Annotated in this window: 20 protein-coding genes; 6 read left to right on the forward strand and 14 right to left on the reverse strand. The window is 65.1% G+C overall.

Going from position 1 to position 22,262, the window contains the following annotated elements:
* Nucleotides 1–11 precede the first annotated feature (11 nt).
* Nucleotides 12–1,424, reverse strand: coding sequence for a cytochrome-c peroxidase (locus NCR37_RS27090; protein ID WP_250475881.1), 1,413 nt, complete (start codon nt 1,422–1,424; stop codon nt 12–14).
* A 120-nt stretch (nt 1,425–1,544) separates the two neighbouring features.
* A complete protein-coding gene (locus NCR37_RS27095; protein WP_250475882.1) occupies nt 1,545–3,221 on the reverse strand; it encodes a phospholipase C in 1,677 nt (558 codons plus the stop codon).
* A 466-nt stretch (nt 3,222–3,687) separates the two neighbouring features.
* On the opposite strand from NCR37_RS27095, the gene NCR37_RS27100 reads away from it, so the two are divergent.
* On the forward strand, nt 3,688–4,794 hold the full coding sequence (locus NCR37_RS27100) for a sensor domain-containing diguanylate cyclase (RefSeq protein WP_250475883.1): 1,107 nt from the start codon (nt 3,688–3,690) through the stop codon (nt 4,792–4,794).
* 200 nt (nt 4,795–4,994) lie between these two features.
* Here the strand turns inward: NCR37_RS27100 and NCR37_RS27105 are convergent, their stop codons facing one another.
* Nucleotides 4,995–5,777, reverse strand: a complete 783-nt coding sequence (locus NCR37_RS27105; RefSeq protein ID WP_250475884.1) for a substrate-binding domain-containing protein — start codon at nt 5,775–5,777, stop codon at nt 4,995–4,997.
* Between the two features lie 253 nt (nt 5,778–6,030).
* On the opposite strand from NCR37_RS27105, the gene NCR37_RS28775 reads away from it, so the two are divergent.
* The gene (locus tag NCR37_RS28775; RefSeq protein WP_250475885.1) at nt 6,031–6,201 is read left to right on the forward strand and encodes a hypothetical protein; all 171 of its coding nucleotides are present in this window, start codon (nt 6,031–6,033) and stop codon (nt 6,199–6,201) included.
* 420 nt (nt 6,202–6,621) lie between these two features.
* On the opposite strand, the gene NCR37_RS27115 is transcribed toward NCR37_RS28775, so the two are convergent.
* The 3 genes from NCR37_RS27115 to NCR37_RS27125 form a co-directional block, all read right to left on the reverse strand.
* Complete coding sequence (locus NCR37_RS27115) at nt 6,622–6,933, reverse strand: hypothetical protein (RefSeq protein ID WP_250475886.1); 312 nt, start codon at nt 6,931–6,933, stop codon at nt 6,622–6,624.
* Nucleotides 6,934–7,000: 67 nt separating this feature from the next.
* Nucleotides 7,001–8,014, reverse strand: coding sequence for a zinc-dependent alcohol dehydrogenase family protein (locus tag NCR37_RS27120; protein ID WP_250475887.1), 1,014 nt, complete (start codon nt 8,012–8,014; stop codon nt 7,001–7,003).
* A gap of 102 nt (nt 8,015–8,116) precedes the next feature.
* A complete protein-coding gene (locus tag NCR37_RS27125) occupies nt 8,117–9,121 on the reverse strand; it encodes an aldo/keto reductase (RefSeq protein WP_250475888.1) in 1,005 nt (334 codons plus the stop codon).
* Between the two features lie 127 nt (nt 9,122–9,248).
* Between NCR37_RS27125 and NCR37_RS27130 the strand changes: the two genes are divergently transcribed.
* From NCR37_RS27130 to NCR37_RS27140, 3 genes are all read left to right on the forward strand, one after another.
* Nucleotides 9,249–10,160, forward strand: a complete 912-nt coding sequence (locus NCR37_RS27130; RefSeq protein WP_250475889.1) for a LysR family transcriptional regulator — start codon at nt 9,249–9,251, stop codon at nt 10,158–10,160.
* Nucleotides 10,161–10,520: 360 nt separating this feature from the next.
* The gene (locus NCR37_RS27135) at nt 10,521–11,594 is read left to right on the forward strand and encodes a glycosyl hydrolase (protein WP_250475890.1); all 1,074 of its coding nucleotides are present in this window, start codon (nt 10,521–10,523) and stop codon (nt 11,592–11,594) included.
* A 210-nt stretch (nt 11,595–11,804) separates the two neighbouring features.
* Nucleotides 11,805–13,379, forward strand: a complete 1,575-nt coding sequence (locus NCR37_RS27140; protein WP_250475891.1) for a catalase — start codon at nt 11,805–11,807, stop codon at nt 13,377–13,379.
* A gap of 52 nt (nt 13,380–13,431) precedes the next feature.
* Here NCR37_RS27140 and NCR37_RS27145 read toward each other — a convergent pair whose 3' ends face one another.
* The 4 genes from NCR37_RS27145 to NCR37_RS27160 all read right to left on the reverse strand — a co-directional run bounded on the left by NCR37_RS27145 (nt 13,432) and on the right by NCR37_RS27160 (nt 16,373).
* Nucleotides 13,432–13,761, reverse strand: coding sequence for a GlpM family protein (locus tag NCR37_RS27145; RefSeq protein ID WP_250475892.1), 330 nt, complete (start codon nt 13,759–13,761; stop codon nt 13,432–13,434).
* A 107-nt stretch (nt 13,762–13,868) separates the two neighbouring features.
* Nucleotides 13,869–14,246, reverse strand: coding sequence for a hypothetical protein (locus NCR37_RS27150; protein WP_250475893.1), 378 nt, complete (start codon nt 14,244–14,246; stop codon nt 13,869–13,871).
* Nucleotide 14,247: 1 nt separating this feature from the next.
* Nucleotides 14,248–15,069, reverse strand: coding sequence for a hypothetical protein (locus NCR37_RS27155; RefSeq protein WP_250475894.1), 822 nt, complete (start codon nt 15,067–15,069; stop codon nt 14,248–14,250).
* A gap of 125 nt (nt 15,070–15,194) precedes the next feature.
* Entirely contained in the window at nt 15,195–16,373 is a 1,179-nt protein-coding gene (locus NCR37_RS27160) for a GGDEF domain-containing protein (RefSeq protein ID WP_250475895.1), read from the reverse strand.
* Nucleotides 16,374–16,513: 140 nt separating this feature from the next.
* Between NCR37_RS27160 and NCR37_RS27165 the strand changes: the two genes are divergently transcribed.
* Nucleotides 16,514–17,431 (forward strand): LysR family transcriptional regulator, encoded by a 918-nt coding sequence (locus NCR37_RS27165; protein ID WP_250475988.1) that lies wholly within the window; start codon nt 16,514–16,516, stop codon nt 17,429–17,431.
* Nucleotides 17,432–17,437: 6 nt separating this feature from the next.
* Here NCR37_RS27165 and NCR37_RS27170 read toward each other — a convergent pair whose 3' ends face one another.
* From NCR37_RS27170 to NCR37_RS27185, 4 genes are all read right to left on the reverse strand, one after another.
* Complete coding sequence (locus NCR37_RS27170) at nt 17,438–18,136, reverse strand: sterol desaturase family protein (RefSeq protein WP_250475896.1); 699 nt, start codon at nt 18,134–18,136, stop codon at nt 17,438–17,440.
* 78 nt (nt 18,137–18,214) lie between these two features.
* Complete coding sequence (locus NCR37_RS27175; RefSeq protein ID WP_250475897.1) at nt 18,215–19,591, reverse strand: MFS transporter; 1,377 nt, start codon at nt 19,589–19,591, stop codon at nt 18,215–18,217.
* Nucleotides 19,592–19,688: 97 nt separating this feature from the next.
* The gene (locus NCR37_RS27180) at nt 19,689–21,428 is read right to left on the reverse strand and encodes a GMC family oxidoreductase (RefSeq protein ID WP_250475898.1); all 1,740 of its coding nucleotides are present in this window, start codon (nt 21,426–21,428) and stop codon (nt 19,689–19,691) included.
* A gap of 23 nt (nt 21,429–21,451) precedes the next feature.
* Nucleotides 21,452–22,258: an enoyl-CoA hydratase/isomerase family protein gene (locus tag NCR37_RS27185; RefSeq protein WP_244851207.1), complete on the reverse strand. Its 807-nt coding sequence runs from the start codon at nt 22,256–22,258 to the stop codon at nt 21,452–21,454.
* Nucleotides 22,259–22,262: the final 4 nt, after the last annotated feature.

Consider the following 22,262-nt stretch of genomic DNA (forward strand, 5'->3'; position numbering starts at 1 on the left):
GACCGCGCTTTTCAAGGCTTATAACCGTCGTTCAGCGTATGAAGAAACGCGACGATATCGTGAATATCCTCTGGCGTCATCGCGGGCGTATCGCCGAACTTGCGATCGAACGGCGCGTCCTTGTCGTCCACGTTCGCGTGAAATTGCGGCGGCAGGTCGTCGTATTTGCGCACCTCGCCCTTGGCGTCCTTCGGGTAGAACTTCTGCGGCGCGGTATTGCGCTCGTTATAGAACGCCATCACGTCGTCCAGTGAACGATAGATGCCGTTATGAAAGAACGCGTGCCGCGTCGCGACGTTGCGCAGCGTGGGCGTGAGGAACATGCCGCAATACTGCGTTTGTTCGCGCAGGTCTTCGCGGAACGGCCCGCACACGCCCATGTCGTAGAACGTCGGATCGCGATTGATCGCGAGCGCCTTGTTGCGCGGCACGCCGAGCGATTCGTACTGGAAGTCGGTGAACATCGGCGGCAGACCGTCCGTGCTCGGCTTCGAGACATGGCAGCCCGCGCAATTCGCCTTGTCGGGATCGTTGAAAAGGCGCAGTCCGTGCAGTTCCGCCTGCGTCAGCCGCGCCTTGCCTTCGAGCCAGTAGTCGTATTTGCTCGTGTACGGATGAAACGCCTGCTCTTCCACCTGATAGCGGGCCACGGCGAACATTGCCTCCGATACCGCCAGATCGCCGCTAATAAAAATGCGCGCCCCGAAGAGCTTCTCGAAGTCCGCCTTGTAGGACGTACGCGCGAGCTTGTCCGCGACTTGCGCGAGGCTCGCGTTCGCCATTTCGACCGGATTGACCATCGGTCCGCTCGCTTGCGCCTGCAAGGTATCCGCGCGGCCGTCCCAGAAGAGGCCGCCTTGCGGCACCATCGCCGGGGCGGCGGGCGCCACGCCCGCGCTTTTCTGCGCGCGCGCCGTGCCGCTCGCCTGCGCGGCGAGTTTCGCGAGATCCGGCGCTTCGTCGGCATCGCCCTGATCGGGACCGATGCTGAATGCCGGCTGCCGGTACAGATACATGAGCGACGGCGGCGGCCGGTATCCCGGGAGCGTCAGATGCGGCCCGCCCTGCTGCACGGCGAGATCGTTCGGCGGGCCGAAGGCATGCGCCGGATCGTGGCAGGAGGCGCACGACTGCTGGCCCGACGCCGACAGAGTCGGGTCGAAGAAGATGCGCTTGCCGAGTTGCGCGACGGCGCTCAGTTGCACCGTCGGCGGACGTTGCAACACGACGGGATGCGCGTTCGCGCCGGTCAGATTTTCGACGACATCGCCGATTGCCGCGGGCACGCGCGACGGCGCGACGACGGCATACGCGCCGAACGCGCCCGCCGCGACGATGAGCAGAGCGGCCACGCGAAGCGCGCGGCGCTTCCGGTTCGGTTCAACGCTGGAGTGGCCGAGAGCCGGATCGACGGTAGTGGACATGGACTGATGAATACGAGAGCTTCGATGAAAACGCGTTGTCGCCGGCAAGCGGCGACAACGGAAAACGTCAAGGCATGAGCACGCACGGACGCGCCGTGCGTGCTCGTGCGCATGGCGAGCTTAGATCGCCGGCACCGATGCCACCGGCGAGCCGAGGTTCGGATCGACGAAGAGCTTCGCGTTGTTGCCCTTGCCGCTGAAGTCGAACATGCCCATGATGCTGCCCGCGGTCGCATCGAACGAGCCGCCGCCGAGACGCGCGGAGCCGAGCCAGTTGTCTTCGATAAAGCGCACCACGGAAGCCTGGCTGATCGGCGTGTGATCGACGTAGTTCACCTTCGCCCACGGCGAGATCACGAGGAACGGAATGCGCGTGCCCGGGCCGCAGCGGCCGTTCACCGCGCCGCCGTTCACGCCGATCGGCGCCGCGCCGGAGCCGCACTTGCCCGCGCCGTTCAGCTGGTCGGCCTGCGCGTCGAACGAAGAGGCAGTCGGCGTGGCGTAGGCGTGGTCGTACCAGCCGTCCGAGTCATCCCATGCGACGATCACGGCGGTGCTGTTCCAGTCCGGCTGCTGTTGCAGGAAGTTGACGACCTTCGCGGTGAACGCCTGTTCGTCGAGCGGGTCCGAGTAGCCGGCGTGGCCGTCCTGGAACGCGGGCGCCTTCACGAAGCTCACCGACGGATAGTTGCCCGCCTTCACCGCCGCGAAGAAGTCGTCGCTGTCGTACTGATGGTTCGCGGGCTCCGGCGTCTTGCCGTCCGCTTGCACCGACGAGCCGATGGCCGCCGTCGAGCTCGGGCGCAAGTGCTGCGGATTGGCCGTCGACGCGTAGTACTGGAACCAGTTGTGGTGCGGGATATAGTCGGCCGTCGCCTGTCCGACCACCGGCGACACGGTGCTGCGCTTGCAGCCCGTCGTGCCGTTGCCGTTCACGGTCGCGAGGTTGAAGCCGCCCATGAAGCCGCCCCACGTGATGTTCTTCGCGTTGAGCAGATCGCCGATGTTCTTCGAGGTCATCATCGCCTGGTCGGTCGTGCTCGAGCAGATGTCGTAGCCGGGATCGACGTCGTTGATCATCGAGTAGCCGCCCTGGCCGTCTGCGACATAGTACGAACCCGAGGCCGTCGTCATATTGAACACCGGCTTGCTCGCCTTGACGATCTGCATGCCGTTGTTCTGGCCGGACACCACTTCGAGCGCGCCCGGCGTCGACGGGCCGTAGGTGTCGGTGTAGGCGTTGTCGCTCATCGCGAATTTCTGCGCGTAGTTCCAGAGCGCGGCGACCGTGTTGCCGTCGAAGTAGCCCATCACCTGCCCGGCCGTGCCGAACGAACCCGCGCCGCCGCTCGAACCCTTACCCGTGTACTTCGGGAACAGGTCCGCCGCGCCGTTGTTGTAGGCCTGCTGTTCGGCCGTGTACGCGTGATTCTGGTCGGCGGTGGCCGCCTGCGTGCGGTCGAGGCGGAACGGATTGGCCGCCGCCGCGCCGTTCAGCGTGTTCGTGAAGTTCGGGTTGGCGGTGAGGAGCGTGCCGCTCAGGCCGTTGACCGCCGGAGTGCCCGCCGCCGCCGTGAAGGCCGGTTCGCCGGCCGGGTTCGTGGCGTTCGGGTAGGTCGCGAAGTAGTGATCGAACGAGACGTTCTCGTTGAAGATCACGACGAGATGCTTGATCGGCGTCGCCGTGGCGAGCTTGTTCTGCGCGCTTTGCGCGGTGTCGTTGTGGTCGCTGCCGCAGGCGTACATGCCGATTGCGGCGGCGGCCGATGCGCCAACCATGAGGGCTCGACGAAACATGAAGGGGACTCCGGTGTCGTTTTGATAGTGGTTCGGTCGTTCGCGCTTTCAGGCGCCGCGAAAGCGAGAGCGCGCACTGTGCACGCGCGACGGATTTAAGCACCCGCTGATGGCCTCATTAAGACAGTGCGCTTGCGGCAGACTTACCTTGAGTTGACGATTCGTCTCGGCGGACTTTCGAAAGCGTTACGCGGCCGCGCCTGGACAAAAGCTTTGCGGCGTTCTGCGGGTAAATGCGCCGTTCGTCGCGCTAAAGCATCGCATTCGCGCGACGTAAACCAGCTATCGCCACGCGTTTGCCGCGCGGCCGGCTCGTTCGCTCGTCCATCCCACAGGCCCATGCTTCGTCACCTTCTATCGACTACCCGCCGCATCGTCGCCCGTCGCGGCGATGCGCCGGGCATGCTCGGGTGCGAACATGCTTTCGCGCATCGCGCGGGCTTTGAATCGACCGAGGGCTGCTGCCATGACCTTCGCTGATGCGTCCGATCTCGCCCCGGACGAGCGCCCGACGACGCATCGCCGCGGCGCCGGCTTTGCGAGGCGTTCGTACGGGCTGCGCTGCATCGGCCTCGCGATGGGCTTCGTGCTCGTTCAGACGGTGCTGTGGACGCAGCATGCGTCGGCCGGCGCGCGGCTATTCGTCTTGGCCTACTGCTTCGGCTGGCCGCACCTCGCGTTTGTCCTCGCGCGCGCCGGCGCCTACCCGGACCGCAGCGAGCGGCGCAATATCTACGTCGACAACCTCGCGGGCGCGATGATCGTCGTCGCGATGAAGTTCGCGTGGCTGCCGTCCACACTCGTTCTCTTGATGTTCATGATGAACAACGTGGCGGCGGGCGGCGCGCGCTTGCTCGCCCGCGGCTCGCTTTTTTGCCTAGCGGGATTCGCGCTCGGCGCGCTCGTGTTCGGCGTCGGATTCGACTGGGGCAGCGTGTCGGCGAGCACCATCGCGAGTGCGCCGATGCTGATCGTCTATCCGTTGTCGCTCGGCATCGTCACGCATCGCACGGCGATCAAGCTTGCCGACCGTTCGCGCGCGCTCAAGCATCTGAACGAACGCGACGTGCTCACCGGCCTTTTGAATCGGGCGACGCTCGCGCGGCGTCTGGACGACACGCTCGCGCGGGCGCGGGCGGACGGCACACGCGTGAGCGTGCTGTTCATCGATCTCGACGAGTTCAAGGTGGTGAACGATTCGCTCGGTCACCATCTCGGCGACGAACTGCTGGCCACGGTGGCGGCGCGGCTCATGGCGACGGCAGGCCCCACAGAGCAGATCGGGCGATACGGCGGCGACGAATTCGTGTTGGTGTCGACGCTGCCCGCGCTGGAAGCGGTGAAGTCGCTAGCCGCGCGGCTCATCGACGCGGTGAACGCGCCGGTCCAGCTCGGCAGCGACACGGTCGGTCCGCGGCTGAGCGTGGGCATCAGCACGTGCCCCGAAGACGGCGACGAAGCGCAGCCGCTTCTCAATAAGGCCGACGCGGCGATGTATGCGGCCAAGCACGGGGGAAGGAACCGATGGGTCGTGTTCGAGGAAGGGCTGGCTGAGGCCGAGGTGTACGGGTAGATCGAGGGCTGATATTCGACAGACGACGCGCGTCGCGGCCAGCAACGCGCTTGCTTCGTTGCCTCGTGCTATCAAGGCGTCTGTGGTCCGTAGCGCCGCCGTCCGCGCATTGGGACCTGAGCAGCATGGGCCACGCACGTCGAGCGCAGCGCTTGCGATCGCCAGCGCTATCGCGAAACCGCGCCCGTATCAACGCGGCTTCATTGCGCGACCGGATCGAGCCCGGTCTTGCGGACGGTCGGCTGCGCGGCGGGCGACGCGAGGAACCGGAGCAGCGCCCGCGCTTCGTCTGGATGCTTCGCGCCGACCGGAATGCCGGCTGCGTAGCGCGTGACCGACTGCACTTCCTCCGGCACCTTGCCGACGAACTCGACGCCCGGCACCGGCAACAATTCGGCGACCTGCTGGAAGCCGATCTCGTAGTCACCGTTCGCGACGACCGAGGCCACGGGAATGCGCGGAACCATCTTTGCCTTCGGCCCGACCTGATCCTCGATGCCGAGCTTTCTGAACATTTCGTTCTTGATGTACACGCCGCTCGCGCTGTCCGAATACGCGATGGATTTGGCGTTCAGCAGCGTCTGCCGCAATGCATCGACGGTGCCGATGTCGGGCTTCGGCGCCCCCGCGCGCACCACCATGCCGATGCGCGAATCCGCCAGCTCGACGCGCGAGCCGGGCATCACCTTGCCGTCCTTGATGAGATCTTCGAGCGCGTAGCCGACCATGATGACAACATCGGCGGCCTCGCCGCGCGCGAGGCGATTGGGTATCGCTTCGGGCGACTTGCCCATGGAAGGGCCGAGGATGGTGTCGAGCGTATTGCCGGTCTCCTTGGCGAACTCGGGGCCGAGCGCCTTGTACGCGGCCGTGAAGCCGCCCGAGGTCATCACGTGCAAGTCGGCCGCGTATGCCGCGACGCTTGCGCATGCGACGGTGGCGACGAATGAGAAGGCGGCGAGTCGGGCGAAGCGTGTCTTCATAAGAGCGGGATCGGGTGTCGAGAAGTCGGGAAGCGGGCTGCCATTTGACCGCATGACGCGGCACGCGCGCAAGTTGGGTTATGGCGACTTCGAAGAGTCTTCGTTACCTCGACTCATCTTGACGCGATCCGCCGATGATCGCGGCTGCGGCTGTGTTGCTCGATGCGGGCACGCGTGGGCGTATCGGCGGATCAGGCGTGCGGCACGCGCGTTGCCGCGATATGGCGGTACGTCCGGTCATGACGCGACGCGTATGAACGACCAGCATAACGAAGCCGTGCGTCGCGAGTCCGCGACTGACGAGATTCGCGCGAGAGAGATTGCAGAGATGCGAGATGTCATGGCACGCGCACTCGAAGCGCATCCCGTTCGTGCTGCATCAAGCCAGAATGGTTCCGACGTCGGCGAACACGTCACCGATTGATGCAGTGCCTCGCGCAACGTGAGCTCATCGGAAGAAGGCGCCGCCCGCATTGCGCGGCCCGAAACTTCCAAGCGTCGAGGGTTCGGCTGACACGCGACGCGCTTGACGCCGCACATCAAGTACGGATGCGTGCTCGACCGCACCACGCGCGACTCTCCACTCGCCCCGCAAAGCGCCGCCCGCATTGCGCGGCGCGCAGCTTCCGAGCGTCGAGGCTTCGGCTGACACGCGACGCGCTTGACGCCGCACATCAAGTACGGATGCGTGCTCGACCGCACCACGCGCGACTCTCCACTCGCCCCGCAAAGCGCCGCCCGCATTGCGCGGCGCGCAGCTTCCGAGCGTCGAGGCTTCGGCCCAGACGCGACGCGCTTGACGCCGCGCATCAACTACGGATGCATGCACGACCAAATTACCCCCCTACTTCCCACTTGCCCCCGACGCCCCGCCCGCCTTCCCATGCTGCCGCGCGGTCTCATCGCGCTTCAGTTCCGCCGGCGGCGTGCCGGTCTGGGTCGCGCCGCCCTGACCGCCCTGCGGACTCGCGCCTTGTCCGCTCTGTCCCGACTGCCCGCCGCGCACGCCGAGCCCTTCGTTGCGTTGCTGATTGCCCGGCGTCGCCTGCGCGAGCAGGAGCGCAGAGCCGCCTGCGTCGTTCGCCGAGGCGGGCGTCGCGGCAATTACCGCAGTCGTGAGCACGAGACCCAATGCCGCTGTGTACTTGCCAATCATTGCATTCTCCTTCGATTATTCGACCCGCATCGATGCAATGCGCATGCCACGCGCGGCATCGAAGCTCTTACCACTCGACGCAAATCTTCCCCAGATGCGCCGCGCTTTGCTGATAGCGGAACGCATCCGCGAGCGCATCGAAGTCGAAAGTCCGGTCGATGACAGGCCGCACGCCGCTCTCTTCCAGCGCGCGCACATACTCCTGCTGTTGCCGCCGGCTGCCGACGATCAGCCCCTGCAAGCGCGCCTGCCGCGCCATCAGCAGCGACGTCGGCACGGTGCCTTCGCGCCCCGTCAACACGCCGATCAACGAGATATGCCCGCCCACGCGCACCGCCTCGATGGACTGCGCGAGCGTGCCCGGCCCGCCCACTTCGATCACGTGATCGACGCCTCGTCCGCCGGTCAGCTCGAGCACTTGCGCCGCCCACTTTTCGTGTCTGCGGTAGTTGACGACCTCGTCGGCGCCGAGCGCCTTCACGCGCTCCAGCTTCTCGTCGGACGACGACGTAACGATGATTCGCGCGCCCATCATCTTGCCGATCTGCAACGCCGCGATCGACACGCCGCCGGTGCCGAGCGCGAGCACGGTGTCGCCCGCCTTGAGCGCGCCGTCCGCAACGAGCGCGCGCCAGGCGGTGAGCCCCGCTGTCGTAATGGTCGCGGCTTCGGCGTGACGCCAGCCGCGCGGCGCGTGGGTGAAAGCGGTCGCCGCGCGCACCACGTGCATCGCCGCCATGCCGTCGATGCCGTCGCCCGGCGTGCCCGCGAAGTTGCCCACCTCGGCTTGCGCGGCGCCGTCGAGCCATTGCGGGAAGAAGCACGACACCACAGGGTCGCCGACGGCGAACTCGGTCACGCCGTCGCCGAGCGCCTCCACGACGCCCGCGCCGTCCGCCATCGGCACGCGGCCATCGGCGGTCGGGCTCTTGCCGCTCACCACGAGCAGGTCGTGAAAGTTGAGCGATGTCGCGTGTATCGCAACACGGATTTGTCCCGGCCCCGGCGCGCCCGGGTCGGCGACGTCGCGAATCTCGAGCTTGTCCAGTCCGCCCGGCGCGCGGACAACGAATGCCTTCATCAGAATCTCCTTGGCCGCGCTGCGGCAGTGAATGGGTCGCGCACCGACAGCGCGCGCGGATCACGCCGCAACTCGTGGACCCGCTCCGTCACGCGCGCGCGGTCAGCCTTTCTCGCTGTCGAGATGCGCCATCTGCACGGTCGCATAGCGGTCTCCGGCAGCGGCGCCCTTTGGCACGGCAGCCTCGATGGCGGCGATATCGTCCGCGTTCAGCGAGACCTCGAGCGCGCCCAGCGATTCGACGAGCCGCTCCCGCGTGCGCGCGCCGATGACCGGCACGATGTCCTCGCCCTGCGCGAGCACCCACGCAATCGCGATCTGCGCCACGCTCACGCCCTTCGTCTGCGCGATCTGCGCGAGCGCATCGACGAGCGCGAGGTTGCGCTCGACGTTGCCCTCCTGAAACCGCGGGCTGTGCGCGCGCCAGTCGCCCGCTTGCGCCGATGCCTTCGTCCAGTGGCCGCTGATGAGTCCGCGCGACAGCACGCCGTACGCCGTGATGCCGATGCCGAGTTCCCTGCACGCCGGCAGGATCGCCTCCTCGATGCCGCGCGAAATCAGCGAGTATTCGATTTGCAGATCGCACACCGGATGCACGGCCGCAGCCTTGCGGATGGTCGCCGCGCCCACTTCGGACAGTCCGACGTGGCGCACATAGCCCGCCTGGATCATGTCCGCGATCGCGCCCACGGTGTCTTCGATCGGCACCTTGGGATCGAGCCGCGCAGGGCGGTAAATGTCGATATGGTCGACTTGCAGGCGCTGCAACGTGTAGGCGAGAAAGTTCTTCACCGCATTGGGCCGCGCGTCGTAGTCGGTCCAGTTGCCCGACGGCTCGCGCATGCCGCCGAACTTCACGCTGATGATCGCCGAATCGCGGCGCGACGGCGGCGCGCTCTGCAGCGCCTCGGCGATCAGCAATTCGTTGTGGCCCATGCCGTAGAAGTCGCCGGTATCGAGCAGCGTGACGCCTGCTTCGAGCGCGGCATGAATCGTCGCGATGCTTTCCGCGCGGTCGGACGGGCCGTACATGCCGGACATGCCCATGCAGCCGAGACCGATGGCGGACGATTGCGGTCCCGTCTTGCCGAGTTGACGCACTTTCATGTTGATTCTCCCAACGAGATGGTCAGACGATGGAGCCCGCTAACCCGGGCTTGCGATGCATTATCCGAGCAAACTGCGCGTGCGATAATCCGCCTCAATTCGAATGGGCTGTGCGCCGAGGCGAACAATGAGCGAACCGGATCTGTCGGACCTGCATGCTTATCTCGCGGTGGCGCGCTCGCGCGGCTTCCGTCAGGCGGCGCTTCTGCGCGGCGTGTCCGCTTCGTCTTTGAGCGACGCCATTCGCCGTCTCGAAGCGCGGCTCGGCGTGCGGCTTCTGAACCGCACCACGCGCAGCGTGACGCCGACCGAAGCCGGGCAGCGTCTGATCGAGCGGCTCACGCCCGCGTTCGCGGAGATCGCCGGCGCGCTCGACGCCGTCAACGTCTTCCGCGACAGTCCCACGGGCACGCTGCGTCTCAATGTGCCGACCATCGCCTCGCGGGAAATTCTTCCGTCCATCATTCCGCGCTTTCTTGCCGCGCATCCGGGCATCTCGCTGGAAGTCAGCGCAACCGACAACTTCATCGACGTGCTCGCCGCCGGTTTCGACGCCGGCATCCGCTATGACGAAAGCATCGAGCGCGACATGATCGCCGTGCCGATAGGACCGCGCACGCAACGCTTCGTCGCGGCCGCCGCGCCTGCGTATCTCGAAGTGCATGGCGAGCCGAAGCATCCGCGCGAACTGGTGAATCACTCATGCATTGCGCATCGCTTCGAAAGCGGCGTGCTCGCGTCGTGGGAATTCAAGCGCGGCGGCAAGACGGTGCGCATCGCGCCGCGCGGGCCGCTCGCCACGACGTCGATCGAACTGAGCAGAAGCGCCGCGCTCGCCGGACTCGGCTTGACCTATACCTTCGAAGAATTCGTCCGCGCCGAGATCGAGCGCGGCACGCTGGTGCCCGTGCTCAAGCCGTGGTGGCAGAGCTTTCCGGGGCCGTCGCTCTACTACCCGAGCCGCGCTCACATGCCGGGGCCGCTGCGCGCGTTCGTCGATTTCCTTCGGGCGGAGAACGCGCGGTCAGTCGAAAAGTAACTTCTACCGCGCGTCGAAAAACATGCAGTAGATTCTTTAGACAAAAGCTAAAGTCGCCTCGGGGTGGGTCGTTAAACAAGCAAGAAGAGCAACACCTGGTTACAAACTCGGTAAGTTCTTCCTAAATCCATTGAACTGCAAACGTTTGCACTTTTGCACTTCCGGACGGTGAAAGCCACGGAAGCGTACGCGCTCGGCAGTTGAATCGAAGTTGATGCAGCTTTGCCCGCCCGCAGAGATACGCGGGACTCGTGGCCCGTTGCCGACCCGCCCCTGAACGGCGCTCCGGACAGCACGCCTCCTTTCGACGATGCACGCTTGTCCATCAGTAGTACTTACCATACTAACCAACAAAAAATCATGACCCAGACCACCACTCGACGCCTCTTCGCGCGCAAGGCAGCCATCGCCGCCGCAATGACCACGGGATTGCTGCTCGCCGCTTGCGGCGGTGGCAGCGCCGCCGACTCCGCCTTCGATGCAGCCGCCACCGCGAAGGCCTCGACCGTGCCGGGCAGCATTTTCTACGGCATCAACGGCCACAATAACGAAGGCGGCGCGTACGACATTTCGACGCCCACGCTTCAGCTTCAACAGGTGAAGGACCTCGGCGCCACGCTTTACCGCAACGAGGTGTACAACCTCGGTTCGGCGACCAAGCTCGCCGGCATCGCGAAGACGGCAGCAGCGGCAGGCGTCACGGTTTATCCCGTGCTGCTCATCGGCGTGAGCAGCTTCACGAACGAAACCGACGCCTATAACGCCGGCTTCACGCTCGGCCAGCAAACAGCAACGGCGTATAAGTACCCGTACTACGAAGTCAGCAACGAGCTCGACAGCAGCCTTCTGACCGGCAATGTGGACGGCGTGTATCCGCAGCAGTTCGTCAACGCCAAGTTCCAGATCGCGCGCGGCATCGTGCGCGGCATGATCGCGGGCATCAAGTCGGTGGATACGAACGGCAAGATCATCATCGGCGGCGGCGCGTGGATGCACTACGGCTTCGACCAGATGCTGTGGAACGGCACGCAGCCGGACGGCACGTCGGGCTATCCGAAGGTGACGTGGGACATTACCGCGTGGCACTGGTATTCGGATCAGGGCGACATCACGCGTGCTTGCGGCGGCACCGGCTGTCACGACATCCTCGCGACGCTGCAACAGTTCGGCAAGCCGATCTGGATCAACGAGTTCGGTGTGCGGCCGTGGCTGGGCACGGACGACCAGATCGCGTCGTACCTCGTGGGCAACAAGATGATGGCGCAGTTCGTCTCTATCGCCTCGAAGTACAACATCCAGTCGATCCAGGCGTATCAGCTGTATGACGACCCCGTGGGCGGCGAAGGCAACTACGGTCTCTTGAAGAACGACGGCAAGACCACCAAGGCGGCCTACAGCGCGTTCAAGAACTTCGTCGTGGCCAACCCGAAGTAAGCGGCACGCGGGCAGATCCACATAACGATCTGCCCGCTCGAACATCGACGAATGCTGGACGCGAACTCGCTTAACATAGACGCGCGTCGTCCTGTAACCGTACCGGCCACCGGTATGCGCGTTGCTACGACGAGACGAACCGGCGGACAAGAACAATGCCGCCGGCTCGACCACTCACCTGTGACTCTGGCACAGAGCAAGGAGCGCGCTATGAGCGACAAGGCATTTCTCACCACGCGACAGGGACACCCTGTTCCCGACAATCAGAGCATGCGCACCGTCGGCGAACGCGGCCCGGCGACGCTGGAAAATTATCCGTTCATCGAAAAGATTACTCACTTCGATCGCGAACGCATTCCCGAGCGCGTCGTGCATGCGCGCGGCACCGCGGCTCACGGCTACTTCGAGCCGTACGGCAAGATCGGCAATGAACCGGCTTCCAAGTACACGCGCGCGAAGGTGCTGACGCAAACCGGCGTCAAGACGCCCGTTTTCCTGCGCTTTTCCACGGTGATCGGCGGCAAGGAGTCGCCCGAGACGGCACGCGATCCGCGTGGCTTCGCCATCAAGTTCTATACGGAAGACGGCAACTGGGACCTCGTCGGCAACAACCTCAAGATTTTCTTCATCCGCGATGCGATCAAGTTCCCCGACATGATCCACGCGTTCAAGCCCGATCCTGTCTCCAACCGGCAGGAGCCGTGGCGCTTCTACGATTTCATCGCGCATCATCCGGAATCGCTGCACATGGTGACGTGGGTCAAGAGTCCGTGGGGCATTCCCGCCGGCTACCGCCACATGCAGGGTTCGAGCGTCAACACCTACAAGCTCGTGAACGATCAGGGCGAAGCCGTGCTCGTCAAGTTCTCGTTCGAGCCGAAAGCAGGCGTCAAGAATCTGACCTCGCAGCAGGCGTCCGAGATTCAGGCGAAGGACGTGGGCCATGCCACGCGCGACCTGTACGATGCGATCGAACGGGGCGAGTATCCCGAGTGGGAAATGTGCGTGCAGATCATGTCGGACGACGAGCATCCCGAACTCGACTTCGATCCGCTCGACGACACCAAACGCTGGCCCGAGGACAAGTTTCCGCTTCTGCCGGTGGGACGTCTCGTGCTCGACCAGAACCCCAAGAATGTGTTCGCCGAAACGGAGCAGTCCGCGTTCGGCACCGGCGTGCTGGTGGACGGCATCGACTTCTCCGACGACAAGATGCTGCAAGGACGCACGCTCTCGTATTCGGATACCCAGCGGTATCGCGTCGGCCCGAACTATCTGCAACTGCCGGTCAATGCGCCGAAGAACGGCGCGCGCACGAATCAGCGCGACGGGCAGATGGCGTATTACGTCGATCAGGCGGGCGAGAATCCGCACGTCAACTATGAGCCGAGCATGATGGGTGGCCTGAAAGAAGCGCCGAAGAAGGAGCACGACTACCACCAGTGGGTCGAAGGGCATCTCGGACGCTATCAGACCTCACGCACGCAGGACGACTACAAGCAGGCCGGCGAGCGGTATCGCACGTTCGAGGATTGGGAGCGCGATGACCTGATCGCGAACCTCGTCGAAGACATGAAGGCGTGCCCGAAGCCGATCGCGCTGCGCATGGTGTGGCACTTCTGGCATTGCGATCCGGACTACGGAACGCGCGTCGCGCAGGGCGCGGGCATCGACCTCGAAGAAGCCAAGAAGCTGCCGCCGCTGGAAGGCAAGCCGCTTCCGGGCGAAGGCCGCGAAACGCCGGCCTACACGACTAACGAGCCGGAAGCAGAAGCGGCGCGTTGATCGACGAACGGTTCGGGGCGCATGGTGCACGCGCTCCGAACCGCGCGCGTGGCTAGAAGAATCGCGGCGCGAGAAAGATGGTCAGCGCCGCGACCAGCCATGCGGCGAGTCCACCGAGAATTGCCAGCCGGTAGTCCACGAAATGCACGAGCACGTAGCATGTTCCCAGGAATACGAGGTGGGCGGGAATGGTGCGCGCGCCGGAGAGGCACGTGGTCCTGAAACCGCCCGCATCGCCCTTGGCGCCTACCACGAGGAGCGCCATGATCGCGAACGTGGGCGCAAGAGGGAGAATGCCGGGAAGCACGTTGCCCCGTTTGGATGCCATCGCGATCAGCGCGGTGACAAGACCGCCGAGCAGACCCTTCCACAATACGTCCATCGAATTTCCGTTGATGCAGATGCGAAGCGGGGATCATAGGGAGAGTGGGATGGACGTGTGCGCACCGAATGTAACCGCGCGAAAAGCAAGGCGCTTGCGCCGCGCGTCTATTGATCCGGATATACCGCCACCGAATCGAACTCGATGAGCGCGTCGGCGCCAATGGACGCGTCGATGGAGGCGATAAGTTTATGTGGGCTATCTCTTCCCCACGGATACGAATTGTCGAGGGCGGCGCGAGCCTGTTTGAATTGCTGAGACTCGAAATCCGATAGGACAGTCATTGAAGAGATGATGTTTTGAATCAGGAAGTCTCTAACGAGACACCGCGTTGCTCCTCTGAAGACGACCCGGACCCGATCCTTTCGGTTATCGAATAAGAGTCTCAGTTCGACGACGGCCCCGAACATGTCTGCCGAAATTGCGCACAAGTACCAATCGTGAAACGCGTGATACTGCGCGATAACGCTCGAGTTGTTTTCCATGTCAGGGATTCCAAGGGCTAAAGGGAACAACGTCGTCGCCACCGTCTCTCACACCGTCATTCCAATTGTGAGCATGCGGACGAAGGCCATTGTGCACATGGTCGAAATCGAGGTCGATCACTGGCGCACCAGTGTCTCCGTACAAGCGCATTTGGCCGCTGCCGGGGTTCGTGTACCACGCCCACGAGTCCCCTGTGTTCGGCGTTTTTGTTTCCTGTGATGCGATGTCGAAGACATCGCTAGAGGCTGAACCGGGCCGATACTCGAAAGGCGCGGCGTCCCCGAGCGAATCATGTTCGACGTCCCGAAGACTCTGCAACATTGAACCGCCTTTTGCGCCGATGGCGGTGGCTATTCTGCCATCCGGAAGCACATCCCCGGGCCTGGCAAGCCACGCGGCCATGCAGTCGTCAGCGAAGAGCCTTATGGGTGCCGGGCGGTCGAAGGAGCCGGCGCTCGATATGCGCGGCGCGCCCTTGAAAAGTTGTGATGGCGTGAAAGTCACCGAACGCGGCTTCGGCATGTCGACGCCGTGACTACAACAGACGCCGCTGCGCCGTAGGTCGGGTACCGTCACGATCTCGCCTGTTTCGATAGCGCGTCGAATCTTCCAGCGTGCGTTCGAAGTGTCGGCCTCATCGATGCCCAGTAGCGCTCGCAGCTTCGCCATGATCGCCCGATCGCGCATCCAATCAGATGCGTCAGCCAGAAACCTGCGAGCGCTTTCGGCGGCGCGCTGCTTTTCGTCCGAGTTGACGAAACACCTGTCGCGCCTGAGGTACAACGTGAGCGACCACTTGTCCGCTCTGATTCCGCTTGGCAACTGTGCGTCCTCCCCAATATCGAATCAGAGAGAATTACCACGCCGCAGCAAGCGGACGGTAGGGCGTTATTCCGAAAGTTATTGCAGTGACGGCCAGTTCTAGCGCAACTGCGTACCTCGCCGGCTCAAACCACCCCCTCATCACACCGCGCCTCGCCCCACTGCGCGAGCCGCCCCACCTCCACCCGATTGCCGCCGCCCGCCTTCGCCGCATACAAGGCCCGATCCGCCGCGCCGAGCACATCGGCGAGCGCGCTCGCGGGCGTGCCGGACCGCGCGAGGCCGATGCTCACCGTCGCCCGCAACTCCGCGCCGTTCGCGCCGCGAGAGGTCGTCGCGGCGAAGCGTCCGACGACGTCCTCCGCGAGTTCTTTCGCGCGATCGCCGTGCGGCCCGGCGAGCACCGCCGCGAACTCTTCGCCGCCGATGCGCGCGAGAACCGCATCGGGTCCCAGCACGTTTCGCGCGATGAGCGCGAATGTCTTCAGCACTTCGTCGCCGGCCTGATGGCCGTATCGGTCATTGATGGTCTTGAAGTGGTCGAGGTCGATGGCGAGCACCGACACGTCGCGCCCCGCGGCCGCGCGCCCGCCTTCTTCGAAGAACGAGCGGCGATTGCCGAGTCCGGTCAGATAGTCGGTCTGCGATTGCCGCAAAAGCTGCGCGTGAGCTTCGTCGCGGACGAGCCGCAAGAGCGTCATCGGCAAGAGGACGGAATAGAGCACGCCCTCGTACATCGTGATCTTGGCGAGCAGCATCAAGAGCGGCGTGCCGAGCGCCGCCATCCACGGAAGAATGCACGCGCGCGCGGCGTAGAGGAGCGCATGCGCGGCACAGACGATCACCGCGATGCGCCGCGCCTGTCCCCAGTGCATGCGGTCGCTGCGCAGCAGTTCGCGCGATGTCATTGCGGCTGCGGCGGCGATAGGAAGCGCGCTCGCATAGCTCCACACGGTCTCCTGCCAGCGCGCGCCGCCGATCGCCCAGGCGAGCGCCTGCACGGCGAAAAGGCCGATCGAGAACCGCCGGCAACGCCGCCCGTTCAACGCCGCGACGCCGTGCAGGATCAACAGATACCCCGCCTCGATGACGAGGTTGCTCAACGCCGAGCCGAGCACGCCCGGCACCGCGTGCCGGAACGACGCCGCCGCGCAGCCGATGGCGAGCGTGCCGTATCCCGCCGCGAGGATCTTGAGTTCCCTGCTGCGTCCGGGGTTCGTGCGATGCTCCCAGAACGTCATCCCGCAACTGACGAGAAGCGTTCCGATAGCTAGGACGTAGAGGGTGATGAGGTCGACATGCATGCGCTCGCTTGCCTGATATCTGCGGAGAACGACGGTTTCATAGAACGCGTTAACGGCTGCGGCATGGAATGCTGAAGGCCGCGGGCAGCCGTGAATCGCCGCGTGGCGGTACCATGTCCGTTTCGCCGCTCGGCCGTCACATGGAACTGAAGCAGATCCAGTACTTCATCGCGCTATTCGAGGAAGGCACCGTCACGCGGGCGGCCAAGCGCCTCAATATTGCACAGCCTGCGTTGAGCATGCAGATCGCGAAGCTCGAAGCCGAACTGCGGCAGACGCTCTTCGAACGCGGGCCGCACGGCATGGCGCCGACCGAAGCCGCGCGCCTCATGTACCGGCTCTACACGCCGATCATGCGCGACATCGGTCATGCGCGCGAGCAGTTGAGCCGGCGCGATGTCATCGTGACGGGGCGCGTGTCGCTCGGGATGGTGTCGTCGGAGGCGCAGAGCGTCTTGCCCGAATCGCTCGCGCGCTTCGACGCCCTCTTTCCGCAAGTGGAAGTGTCGGTAGCGGACGGCTTCAGCGCGCAACTCATCGACGCCGTGGAATCCGGCCGGCTCGATGCCGCGATCATCAACAAGCCGCGCGGCCGCCTCGCGCTCGATGTCGAGCCGCTACTTGTCGAAGAAATGGTGCTTGTGACGAGCGCGGCGCACGGGCCGGATTTGCCGGAGACGATCGACCTCGTCGCGCAGTCCGACATCGAACTCGTGCTGCCCACGCGGCGCAACGGCCTGCGCGGCGCGCTCGACGCCGCGCTGATGGCGGCCGATGTCGTCATCAAGCCGAAGTTCGAAATCGATCTTCTCAGCACGATCGTGCAGTTCGTCGAGCAAAGCAGCGTCGCGACGATCCTGCCGCGCGTCGTCGTGCAATCGAAGGTGGACGAAGGGCGGCTGCGCGTTCGCACCATCGACAAGCCGCCGATCGTGCGTCACATCATTCAGGTCACGCATCCCAAGCGGCCCATCGGGCCGGCGGCGCAGGCGCTCATCGCCATCATCACCGAGGAGATCCGGCGCGTGACCACGGGCGCGCCGGCTCCTCCTGCATGATGCGAATCAGCCGCGACGCGCAGTGGAAGGCACCGTGCGCGGCGCATCGCTGCGCGTGCCGAACAGCGTGTCGCAGATCGGGAAGGTGAGATTGAAGTTCTGCGTCGCCATCTGCTCCGGATCGTGATGCGTCACATGCAGGCGCCGCACCGTGTTGACGAACGGCACGCGGTCTAGAAACGGACTGTCCGTGACGTGCGAGAGCGTGTGCAGCCCTTCGTACATCAGGTAGTACGCCGCCATCGTGAGAAGCGCGATATAGCCTGCGTTGCGCGTGAACACGAAGCCGATCAGCAACGCGAGCGGCGCGGCCGCGAGCACGAACGCGACCGGCGCGAACGGCGGAAACAGCAGCGCGCGCCAGTGCTTGTGGCCTTTGTACTCCAGCGTCACATGCGTGAAGAAGCGGTGATGCACCGCGCAGTGGCGCTTGTAGACCATGCTGAAATACTTCGTCGGCCGATGCAGCACATACCGGTGCGCGGCCCATTCCGCCCAGTTGCCGAAGAGAAAGAGCGGCACGACCGCGAGCCATTCCGCGAACGTCGGCGCGTGAAGCTGCGCGGCGCAATACACGATCACCGCCGTCGTGAAGACGAGCGTGAAGCCCAGATGCATCTCTCCGCGATACCACTTCGGCGTCGCTTCCACGTAATCGTCGCGAAACTTGTACGAGCGCGCGCGAACGTCCTCGTCATACTTCATGATGAGCGTCTCCAGTGTCTGTATTGAACGATGCGGGTGTGGGCGCGTGCGTCGCGCGCCCACCGGTGACTGCCTGCTTCAGGACGGATTGCGCGCCGCGCTGTTGTCCAGCTTGCCGAGCGTTTCCGGCACGACGAACGCGCCGACGAGGAAGATGATGCTGATCGCGCCGACGAAGATCGCGAGCGTCGACGGCAACTGGCTCGCGTCCTTCGCGACGAGCGAAACGAAGGTCGGCATCATCCCGCCGATCGCGAAGCCGATGTTCCACGAGAGACCGGTGCCGGTCGCGCGGATCGCGGTCGGGAAGCGTTCGTTCAGGAAGATCAGAATCGGCGCATAGCCCGCGCTGCCGAGCGCGGAGAGCAGCACCGCGTAGACGCCGATCATGGTGATGCTTTGCGCCGTCGGCAGCAGCAGGAACAGGCCGGGCAGCGCGACGAGCCGAATGAGGCCGATCCACACGAACGCGCTCTTGCGTCCGATGAATGTGGAGAGATGCCCCGCCGCGATCGATGCGAACACCACCGCGACGCTGCAGATCATCAGGATCGCGGCGGCCGCGCCGTTCGGCGCATGGCTCACGACCTTGAGGAACGTCGGCAGATAGCCCGAAGTGAGGTAATAGCCGCTGCCGCCGCCGATCGTGAGCAGCAGGTTCACGAACAGCACCCCGCGATACTCGCGCGAAAACAGCGTGCGAATGGGCGAGCGCACGACTTCGACCGGCGCGGTCTTGACCTGCGCAGCCGCCTTCGCCGCCTTCTCCGCCGCGAGCTTCTTCCAGAGCGGCGATTCTTCGAGGCTGTTGAACACGAAGAGCCCGAGCACCGAACTCACGATGCCGGTGAAGAACATGCAGCGCCAGCCCCACGCATCGAAGAGTTCGCCCGGAAAGATGGACGACATCGCCAGATACGTGAGCGAGGCGAGCAACGCGCCGAGGCCCGCGCCGCCGCCGCCGATCAGCCCCGACACCGCGCCGCGATACTTCGGCGCGACCGATTCGGTGCCGATGGTATGCGTCGATGCCACGACGCCGCCGACGAACACGCCCTGCACGAGACGCAGCAGCAGGAACAGGATCGGCGCGACGAGGCCGGCCTGCGCGACGGTCGGCAGCACGCCGAACGCCGCCGTCGAGATGCCGACGCCGACCACCGCGAAGATCATCGCGCCCTTGCGGCCGTGGCGGTCCGCGTAGGAGCCGAAGAGCGCGGAGCCGAGCGGACGCATGAGCAGCGTCACCGCGAACGACGCATACACCGCCGCGAGCGATAGCATCGCGTGTTCGGACGGGAAGAAGAGACGCCCGACCACCGGCGCGACGTACAACAACACGAAGAGGTCGAACAGATCGAGCGCCCAGCCCATGCACGAGGCCAGCACCGCGCCCATGATCTGCCGCTGATTCACCGGAAGCGCGGCGGCCCCGTCTTGTGCAGCTACGGACATGTGTATCTCCTAGTTTGTCACCGGGCCGTCTTTCGATCGCCCCGGTTTCGCAGGCACGTTTCTTATTGCGTGCTCTTGTCGAGGTTAAAAAAAATCGTTAGTGGGCGGCGGCGAGCGGCGGCGACCCCGATACATCGAGTTCCGCGCGTTCGCGCCGCGCCGCGACCATCGCGTCGGCAATCTTCTCGGCGATCATGATGGTCGGTATGTTCGTATTGGCCGATGGCAGCTTCGGCATCAGCGATGCATCCACCACGCGCAAGCCTCGCGCGCCATGCACGCGCCCTTGCCCGTCCGTGACGGCATCGCGGTCCTTTGCGCCGCCCATGCGGCAGGTGCCGCTCGCGTGCCACACGCCGAACACGTTCGCGCGGATAAAGTCCGCGAGCGCGCGGTCGTCGGCGAGCAGCGCGTTCATCTTCAGGCCGCGCGTGAAGAAGCGTTCGATCAACATCCGGCGCACGGGCGCGGGCGTGTCCAGCAGAAGCCCGAGCGCGGACGTCAAGAGCGCGTTGCCCTCGCCGACCTTGCTCAACGCCTTCACGCGCGGCGAGAAGGCAGCCGGGAAGAAGTCGCGTTCATCGCGGCTCAGACCCGACGCTTCCACGATGCGCGCAAGCATGCGCACGCCGACGGCGAGCCGCTCTACATCGCGTTCGTCGTCCAGCAGATTCAGATCGACGCGCGGCGCGGCGGCGGCATCGGCGGAAACGAGCTGCACGCGGCCGCGCGAATACGGCCGGTTGCACCACAGAAAGAACAGCCCCAGCCGGTTGCCGAGCGCATGCCATGCGGCGCGTGTCGCGCTCGACAGATACAGGTCCGACTCGTCGCAGCCCGCGACGCCCGAACTGAGACGCGCGGCCATCATGCTGGCGCGGCGTCGCGCGAGCGGCATGCGAAAGCGCGGCTCGAGAAAATGACAGAACGTGAGCGACGGATGATCCTGCAGATTGCGTCCGACGCCCGGCAGATCCACCGCGCACGCAATGCCGAGCGCCGCGAGTTCGCGCGCATCGCCGATGCCGGCGCGCATCAAAAGCGCCGGCGATTGCAGCGCGCCCGCGCTCACGACCACTTCGCCCGCATCGAAGCGCAGGCGCTCGCCGTCTTCGTCCACCGCGATTACGCCGCGCGCCGTCGCGCCTTCCATCACGATGCGCTCGACACGCAGCTTCGGGTACACCGCGAGATTGGGGCGCTTGCGCGTCGCTTCGTCCAGATAGGCGATGGCCGTGGACACGCGCTTGTCGTCCTCGTTCGAGAACGCGCCGGGAAAAAAGCCGTCGCCGAACTCGCCGTTTTGATCCTGCAACTCGGCGACGTCCTGCGCGCGCAAGCCCTGGCCGAACGCATGACAGAACGCCGGCCAGTCCTTCGGCATGATGCGGCGGATCGGCACCGGGCCGTCGCCGCCGTGCAGTTCGCCGCCGGGAAAGTCGAGGTCGCGTTCCAGCTTGCGAAAGTACGGCAGCACGTCGCGCCACGCCCAGCCGTCGGCGCCCGTCGCGGCCCAGTCGTCGTAATCGCGCGGCAAGCCGCGATTGGCCGACTGCACGTTGATGCTCGACCCGCCGCCCATCACGCGGCCCTGCTCGTACACGCGCGGCGCGGCCTGCTTCGTGGCTTTCGCTTTCAGGTCCGGCCAGATGTACGTGTCGCCGCAGAAGACCGGCATCGGATAGCTGTCGAGAATGGCCTCGGGCACCGCGCCCGGCGGCGTGTCCGCGCCCGCCTCGATCAGCGCGACACGCAGCGACGGCAACGCCGACAGCCGATGCGCGAGCACGCATCCCGCCGAACCGCCGCCCACGATCACGTAATCGAAGCGTCTCATGTCGTCTTCCTTTGTCTGCGTTGTCAGAAGCCGCGGAACACCGGCTTGCGCTTGCCGTGGAACGCCTCGACGCCTTCTCGGAAGTCGTCCGACGAGCGCAGGCGGCTATAGCAATGCCCTTCCAGTTCGATCGCGATGGAAAGCGGCGCGTCTTCCGAATCGTTCAGGAGCTTCTTCGCGGTGCGCTGCGCGAGCGGCGAGAACGCGCGCAGTTCGTCGACCAGCGCGTCCGTCGCGGCTTCGAGTTCGGCGTCGGGCACGCAGTCCACCGCAATGCCCCACTCGTACGCCTGCTTGCCGGGAATGCGGCGCGAGCGCATCACGATGTCCTTGGTCCGGCCGATGCCGACCATCGCCTGCAAGCGCGCCGAGCCGCCCGAGCCGGGAATCTGGCCGAGCTTCTGTTCGGGCAGCGCGTAGAACGTCGTATCCGTGACGATGCGGAAATCGCACGCGAGCGACAACTCGAAGCCCACGCCGAAGCAGAAGCCGCGATTGGCTGCGATCACCGGCTTCGAGCAGCGCGCGGGCGCCGCGATGTTCCATGCGAGCTTCGACACGTGTTCGGGCGACGCTTCCAGGAAGCCCTTGATGTCGCCGCCGCTCGAAAAGTGCTCGCCGTTCGCGCGCACGACGATCACGCGCACGCGCTCGTCGTCGTCCAGTGCTTCGAATGCGGCGCGCAACTGGTCGCGGGCGTGCATCGAAATGACGTTGAACGGCGGCCGGTGCAGGATGATGTCGGCACGTTCGCGTTCGGCGTCGATCTCGACCGAGAAGCCGTCGAGGTCTTGCAGCAGCGTCTGGCCGCGGTGGTTCAGGTCGGTCATGTGG

The organism is Caballeronia sp. GAFFF1, from assembly GCF_023630705.1.
Lineage (GTDB): Bacteria > Pseudomonadota > Gammaproteobacteria > Burkholderiales > Burkholderiaceae > Caballeronia.